Annotated in this window: 4 protein-coding genes; 1 reads left to right on the forward strand and 3 read right to left on the reverse strand. The window is 50.4% G+C overall.

Annotated features, from left to right (window positions below; translation table 11 throughout):
- Positions 1 to 146 precede the first annotated feature (146 nt).
- The 3 genes from mscM to rsgA all read right to left on the reverse strand — a co-directional run bounded on the left by mscM (position 147) and on the right by rsgA (position 5,982).
- The gene (mscM, locus tag RSC70_RS20735) at positions 147 to 3,464 is read right to left on the reverse strand and encodes a miniconductance mechanosensitive channel MscM (RefSeq protein WP_063585927.1); all 3,318 of its coding nucleotides are present in this window, start codon (positions 3,462 to 3,464) and stop codon (positions 147 to 149) included.
- A 235-nt stretch (positions 3,465 to 3,699) separates the two neighbouring features.
- Entirely contained in the window at positions 3,700 to 4,635 is a 936-nt protein-coding gene (gene asd, locus RSC70_RS20740; protein WP_332543465.1) for an archaetidylserine decarboxylase, read from the reverse strand.
- A 309-nt stretch (positions 4,636 to 4,944) separates the two neighbouring features.
- Entirely contained in the window at positions 4,945 to 5,982 is a 1,038-nt protein-coding gene (gene rsgA / locus RSC70_RS20745) for a small ribosomal subunit biogenesis GTPase RsgA (RefSeq protein WP_025798742.1), read from the reverse strand.
- A 171-nt stretch (positions 5,983 to 6,153) separates the two neighbouring features.
- Between rsgA and orn the strand changes: the two genes are divergently transcribed.
- Positions 6,154 to 6,699: an oligoribonuclease gene (orn, locus tag RSC70_RS20750; protein WP_040046327.1), complete on the forward strand. Its 546-nt coding sequence runs from the start codon at positions 6,154 to 6,156 to the stop codon at positions 6,697 to 6,699.
- Positions 6,700 to 7,043: the final 344 nt, after the last annotated feature.

A 7,043-nucleotide genomic window follows, 5' to 3' on the forward strand; every position in this document is an offset into this window, starting at 1 on the left:
AAAGCGCGCGGGTGTTGGGTGCGCGCGCTGGCGCACCCGACTCGGACGCCTTCGACGGAATCTATATGTAAATGCCGTAATGGATAGGCGAACGAAACCTTACACCGCCATGGCATAAACGACAGATGGTGCGCGAGCCATAAAAACTATAGCCCCCCAGTCGTAAACGTCCTTCTCATACTTCCCCGCGCCTGTCGCAATGTATCGGTGCTCACTTGGAACGGTGGGAACGGCAGTTTCAGATCGTGCTGCTGGAAGCCAGCCAAGATCAACTGATGGATCTCATGGCGCAGCGGCATACGGTGCGCCATTTCAGCGGCATAAATACGCAGCTCGAAAATCTGGATCCCTTGCTGTATATCCACCAGATAAGCCTCTGGCGCAGGTGTATCTAGCACCAGCGAGCATTTTGATGCCGCTTCAAGCAGAACGTCTGTTACCTCTTGGCTACTGGCTGTTGCCTCGGCAGGCACGGTAAGCACAACACGAGTGACGGCATCGCTTAACGACCAGTTGATAAACTGCTCGGTGATAAAGGCCTTGTTGGGCACAATGATCTCTTTGCGGTCCCAGTCTGAAATCGTGGTGGCGCGCGTATTAATTTTGGTCACGGATCCAGTGAGATCGCGGATTGTCACGGTATCGCCGATGCGGATCGGTTTTTCAAACAATATGATCAAGCCGGAGGCAAAGTTAGCAACGATCTCCTGTAAACCGAAGCCTAAACCGAGGGTCAGCGCGGCAACCAACCATTGTAATTTCGCCCACTCAATGCCCAGCATCGAGAAACCAATCAGACCGCCAATCAGTAACAACAGATATTTAGTGATGGTGGTAATGGCATATCCGGTGCCTGGGGTTAAATCAAGGTGTTGCAGCAACCCAAGCTCCAGCAGCGCGGGCAGATTCTTGACGAGCTGTACCGTGACGATCATGACTAATATCGCGATTAGCACCGCCCCGAGCGTAATAGGCTGGAGGGTTTCAACCCCCTGCGATGAGCTGGTGACATCCCACAGGCGAATGTTTTCCAAAAACGCGAAGGCTGAATGCAATTCAGACCACAGCCAGATAAGCGAGACCAGCGCAATCATAGTAAGAATCGAGCGAACGAGACGAAGCGATTGAGCGCTGATAGCGTCGAGATCGACTACCGGCTCTTCAATGTCCTGACTCCCTTCAACGCTGTGCGGAGTCGAGTCCTCTTCACCCTTGGTACGCTTTTCTAAACGCTCTGCGCGGCGCTGTTTAGCTCGCTCAAAGGCGATACGACGGCGCTGAATCAACATCCAACGGCGGATGATGTAATACACCACCAACAAAATAAACCAGATGGCTACCGAGCTCTCTAAACGGGCTAATAAAATTTGCGCCGTGTTGAAGTAGCCCAGCAGGGAAGCGAAAGCGGCTACCAGCGGTGCACACAGCAAAATCCACCACAGCGCGTGGTTGATCAGGTTTTCGCCGTCGCCCTGCTTGTTGAGGTAAAGCGGAATACCTGCACGCTTCAGGCTGGTGGTCAGCAGGCTGAGCGCCACACAAAGCATGATGAAACAGGCGCGCCCCAGCGATCCTGCAAAGGCGCGGTCGTCTAAATTATCGAAGGTAACCAGCGCCATCAGCAGCGGCACTATTAACCAAATTGACATGAGGTAGTAGCGCATTGCGCGTTTAACCTGCTGTTCTTCCCAACGGAAATGCGCAATGAACAGCCCGTTTGGATGAGCAAATGCGGCGCTGATCATAAATGCCCACAGCACCGGCAGCGCAGCCGTTACACCATCACCTATGGCAACGGCCATCGGGTAGGGCCATGCATTTTGTAATCCATAACCTAACGCCGCCCACAGCACCGGCAGCGGTAACGCCACGAGAATTGACCAAAACACCGTGCGCAGCGTGAGCGAAATATGGTCTTGGGTCACCTTACCGACCTTGCTGCTGGCGCGCTCCATAAAGGCTTGATAGTGGCGGCGAGAATAAAAACTAAAACCAACCAGTAACAGGGCACCAAACAGCGGCAGCAGCGTTTCTTTGGTGGTAAGCATCATGAGAAACGCTTGGCTAAGCTGAGAAAGCGTATCCAGTGACAGCAGGCGGTTGAGACTCTGAATAACGTCTAACGGCGCGCTAACGCCTAGAGGGTCGACGTCCGCCGCCCAGAAAAGATAACGGTGGGTGGCGTCTTTAATCTCGGTCAGCGCATCAATAAGCTGGGTGTTGGCAACTTTTAGCTTGGTTAATTCTAGGATTTGCGAATCACAGCCGGAAAGCAGCGAGTTTAGCAGTTCGCGCTGTGTTTTAAGCTGGGGCTGTAACAAACGCTGCTGTGAAGCCGTTAAAGGCTTGCCATCGTTTTGCTTATAGTCGGCGGCTGGTTCAATTTTGTTGAGTAGGTTTTCAAAGGAAAGACGCTGCACGCGCAGTTTGGCCATATCGCCATCGAGCTGCTGCGGTTTAGGCATATCAGGCAAGCGTGCAACCTGCGCACGTAGTGTTTCCCCCAACGCGGTGGAAACTCCTAGCCATTGGGCCTGTTCACGAATGGTGCTTAGAGCCTGACGCACCTGAATAGTTTGCGCCGCGGCGGTTCGCTGTTGGTTGGCAATATCATCCATGCGCGCAGCTTGCTCATTCAATGCGCGAGACAGTTCCTGATTGATTTTCAGCTGTTCGGAAATTGATTTAGGTAAATCGCCGCTTTGTTCAACTAACTGCTGAGTTCGTTCTAAGGCCTGTTCGGCTTCACGTTGCCGTTGAGTATTCAGCGAGTTACGTAAATCCTGCAACTGAAGATCGAGGCGCTCATGGCGCTTGCGGAGTACATCTGCCTGTAAACGTGCCAATTCCTGACGGTTATTAGCAGAAAGCTGTTCCAACTCTAATTCGTCGACCAACGCTTTACGTGCCGCGACCTCGGCCTGTAGCTGGTTTGATTGCGCCTGCGCCAATGGGGAACTGGTGACGACCAGATTTTGCAGACGGCGTTCGGCCTCCGTTAAGTCCTTGCGGGCGGTAGCCTGTTTGAGCGGAACCTGACTTAACGAATCACTGATGGCACGCGAACGGTCAAGTTCTTGCTGCAGCTGGCGTGAAACTTCGAGCAATTGGCTGCTAATTTGCAGAATTTGTTGTTCTGCGTCGCTAGCAGGTATCGATGCTGCGGGCAGCGGTGGTGTGCTTTCATCGCTGAGCTGTTGGCGGAGTTCGCGCGTGAGTTTGGGGAAATCACTGATGGATTTCTGATATTGCTGAGTACGCTGAGCAGACTCTTTACTCTCATTGATCCAGTTAAGCGCGCTCTGAAGCGCCTCAACCAGTTCAGCCTGATTGGGAGTATTTTTATTGGATTCGGCTTGTTTGAGTTCTTGGGCGAGCTGTTGCTCATTCAGTGCTGCGTTCGCACTAAGTGGAAGGGATAACATCAGTAACCCGGTTATCAACAATTTGGTAATCAGGCGCATAACTCTTCCTTTCTTCTAGCGAACGTTTCTCTGATTAATCTTTATACCCGTCATACTTCAAGCGGCATCTTTGTTGGCTTTTCTCGCTCACCCCAGTCATTTACTTATGTAAACTCCTAGGGATTCACTGCGTTGCCGCCTCAATGCGACTTGAATTATTTTGGGTATATAAACTAAAGAATAAAGGCGGGAAAGATGGCAAGCACACATCAATTGTGCCTTGCCACTACGCGTTTTACTCTGCGGCAGGCGTTTCGGTCTGCTCTATGGTGTCTTCGACGATCACGGTTTCTGCTGCTGCCACGGCGTTAACGCGGTGAGCAAATTCAGCCCCCATGAGCGTTTTGGCTCCGCTGGCTAGGGTGGCGTTAAATTCGATGCGGTTGGCGGCAAACAGGTTGATAACCGTAGAGCCAAGTTTGAAGCGACCCATTTCTTCGCCTTTTTTCAGCACTACCGCGCCTTCATTACCGGCTGTTGGATAAGTCCAACGCTGAATAATGCCTTCGCGAGTCACGTTAACCGTTCCAGACCAAACGGTCTCGATGCTGCCGACAATAGTTGCACCAACTAAGATCTGCGCCATTGGGCCGAAATCTGTGTCAAAAATGCAAATTAGACGCTCGTTGCGTGCGAACAGATTAGGAACATTAGCGGCAGTAAGCGGGTTTACCGAGAACAGATCGCCAGGAACGTAGATCATTTCACGCAATACGCCGTTACAAGGCATATGAACGCGGTGGTAATCACGTGGCGACAGGTAGGTCGTGGCAAAATGACCATCTTTGAATTCGTCGGCCAACAAATAGTTGCCGGCTAGCAGGGCTTCCAAAGAGTAATCATGGCCTTTGGCCTGCAAGATTTTACCCTGTTCGATTTTGCCTAATTGGCTGATTGCGCCATCGGCAGGCAAAACCAGTCCGTCTGCGTGGTCGGCGACCGGACGTACACCGCTGCGCAGTGGACGAACAAAGAATTCATTAAATGTTTTGTAGTGCTCAGGGTTTGGATAGAGCGCTTCTTTCATATTTACTTTGTAATAGCCAACGAAAGCTTTGATAACCGCTTGAGTCAGCCATCCAGCCTTTTTGTTCGCGCCCCAACCAGCAAGACGAGTCAGGCCTTGTTTAGGCAGTAAATATTGAAGTTTAATTTTAATGCTATCGAGCACGTTAGCCTCTTCCAATGGGTCAGTTTCCGAGGGGCGCTGGAATAAAAATCTGCGCCGTCGGAATAAATTCTCAATAAATTGGTCTGCTTTTTAACACTTCGCATGCTGATTTTCCACCTTCCAAAGAGTGGTGGATAACATGCCACTAAAGCAAAACCGTGATGCTTTTGCGGTGACTTAGGTCACATTGAGGCCGCACCAGATAGGCACGCCCGTATATATTATCAATATTTGAGGCCGCATCGCGAGAGATGTACTAACGTGACACGACCACAATTATTTGATAAATCATTCAATAATCAGAAAATTCTAATCTTCATTAAAGAAATTTTTACGCGTTTTTACCTGCGACATACTTTCTAAAATGCGGTGATAGTTATCATAGCGCTCTTCGGCAATTTCGCCGTTTTCTGCGGCTTCACGCAGCGCACAACCCGGATCGTTGTCGTGCTTACAGTCGCGGAATTTGCAGCCACCGAGGTATTTGCGGAATTCAATGAAGCCCAACGTAACTTGTTCTGGATCGAGATGCCATAGGCCAAACTCGCGGATCCCTGGGGAGTCGATAATATCGCCACCCTGTGGGAAGTGGTAAAGACGCGCCGCCGTGGTGGTGTGCTGGCCTAAACCTGAGTTATCAGAAACTGCACCTACCAAGATAGGGTTGAGTTCTGGCAGTAAGGCATTCAGCAGGCTGGATTTTCCCACGCCGGACTGGCCAGCAAAAATACTGATGCGATCGGTGAGCGCATTCTGTAGTTCAGCGATACCTTCCTGCGAGTGGCTCGATACCATCAGTACGCGATAGCCAATATGGCGATAGATATCCATCGCTTCTTCGACAAATTTACGGCCTTCTTCATCCAGCAAATCGATTTTGTTGAGCACAATCAATGGCTCAATTTCTAACGTTTCACAGGCGACCAGATAACGGTCGATAATATTCAGCGACAGCTCGGGCAAAATGGCCGACACAATAACGATTTGGTCGATGTTGGCGGCAATCGGTTTTAGGCCGTCATAGAAATCAGGACGAGTTAGCATTGAGGTGCGTTCATGCACGGCTTCCACAATGCCTTTTACGCCCGGCTGTGCGCCAGAACGCCACACCACGCGATCGCCGGTAACCAGTGAACGAATGGTTCGACGGATATTACAGCGATGCTGAGTGCCATCGGCGGCTTCAACGTCGGCATGTTTGCCGAACCGGCTGACAACAATCCCTTCTTGTGGCTCGCCAAACAGGGAGTCATCCAGTTCTGGTCTATTATCAGTTTTGGTCAGGCGACGCTGATGGTTTGCCTGAACACGGCGTTGTTGGCCTTTCGATAGTTTGTTCTTACTCACTGCGCCTCACTCATTTGTTTGAACGAACTCGACGTTAGTTTGATGCAGCGCCACGCTCGGCGGGCATACAAACCCATATCAAAAACGAATCTGAAGTTGACGACCATCGCTCGTTGTCGCCAAAAAGACTATGATACACGCTATTGATGAAGAAGAAGAGCCGAGGCCGCAATGAGTGGAAGTGAAACAAATTTAATCTGGATCGATTTAGAAATGACGGGGCTCGATCCCGAAGTCGATCGCATCATTGAGATTGCGACGTTGGTGACCGATGCCAATTTGAATATTTTAGCGGAAGGGCCGGTGATTGCGGTACACCAATCGGATGAACAGCTGGCGCTGATGGATGAGTGGAACGTGCGCACCCATACCGGCAGCGGCTTAGTTGATCGTGTCAAAGCCAGCACTATCGATGACGCAACCGCGGCGCAGAAAACCATTGAGTTCCTACAGCAGTGGGTACCTGCGGGCGTTTCTCCAATCTGTGGTAATAGCGTTGGGCAAGATCGTCGCTTCCTGTTCAAGTATATGCCTGAGTTGGAACAGTATTTCCACTACCGCTATCTGGACGTGAGTACGCTAAAAGAATTGGCGCGTCGCTGGAAACCAGAGATTTTGCCTGGTTTTAAAAAGCAGGGCACGCATCAAGCCTTGGATGACATCCGCGAATCCGTAGCCGAGTTGGCTTATTACCGTGAAAACTTTATCAAGCTTTAAGCGTTAGCATTTTGAAGCGTTAATACGCTGCGATGAGGATTTCTAGCGGATCTTCATCGCGGTATTTACGCTGCGAACCAGCGATATTTAACGCAATAGTTGTTTTTTATCCGGATGTTGTCGATAATTCGCCCTTGTTGCCGTTTTTATCGGCAAACGAACGAAATTTAAAAAAATTTCTTGTTAGGGGCTTGCAGGGGAAAGAAATTCTCGTATAATGCGCTCCCCGTACCGACACGGAATTACGAGTTCTTCGGATATCGTTTTAATCAGTGTTTGATACGAAAATGCACGACAATGCGGGAATAGCTCAGTTGGTAGAGCACGACCTTGCCAAGGTCGGG

The organism is Hafnia sp., assembly GCF_036648275.1.
Lineage (GTDB): Bacteria > Pseudomonadota > Gammaproteobacteria > Enterobacterales > Enterobacteriaceae > Hafnia > Hafnia alvei.

What these genes read in the sequence shown, in the direction of transcription:
- mscM (WP_063585927.1), bottom strand. Translation starts at nt 3,464, where the DNA reads ATGCGCCTGATTACCAAATTGTTGATAACCGGGTTACTGATGTTATCC.
- orn (WP_040046327.1), top strand. Translation starts at nt 6,154, where the DNA reads ATGAGTGGAAGTGAAACAAATTTAATCTGGATCGATTTAGAAATGACG.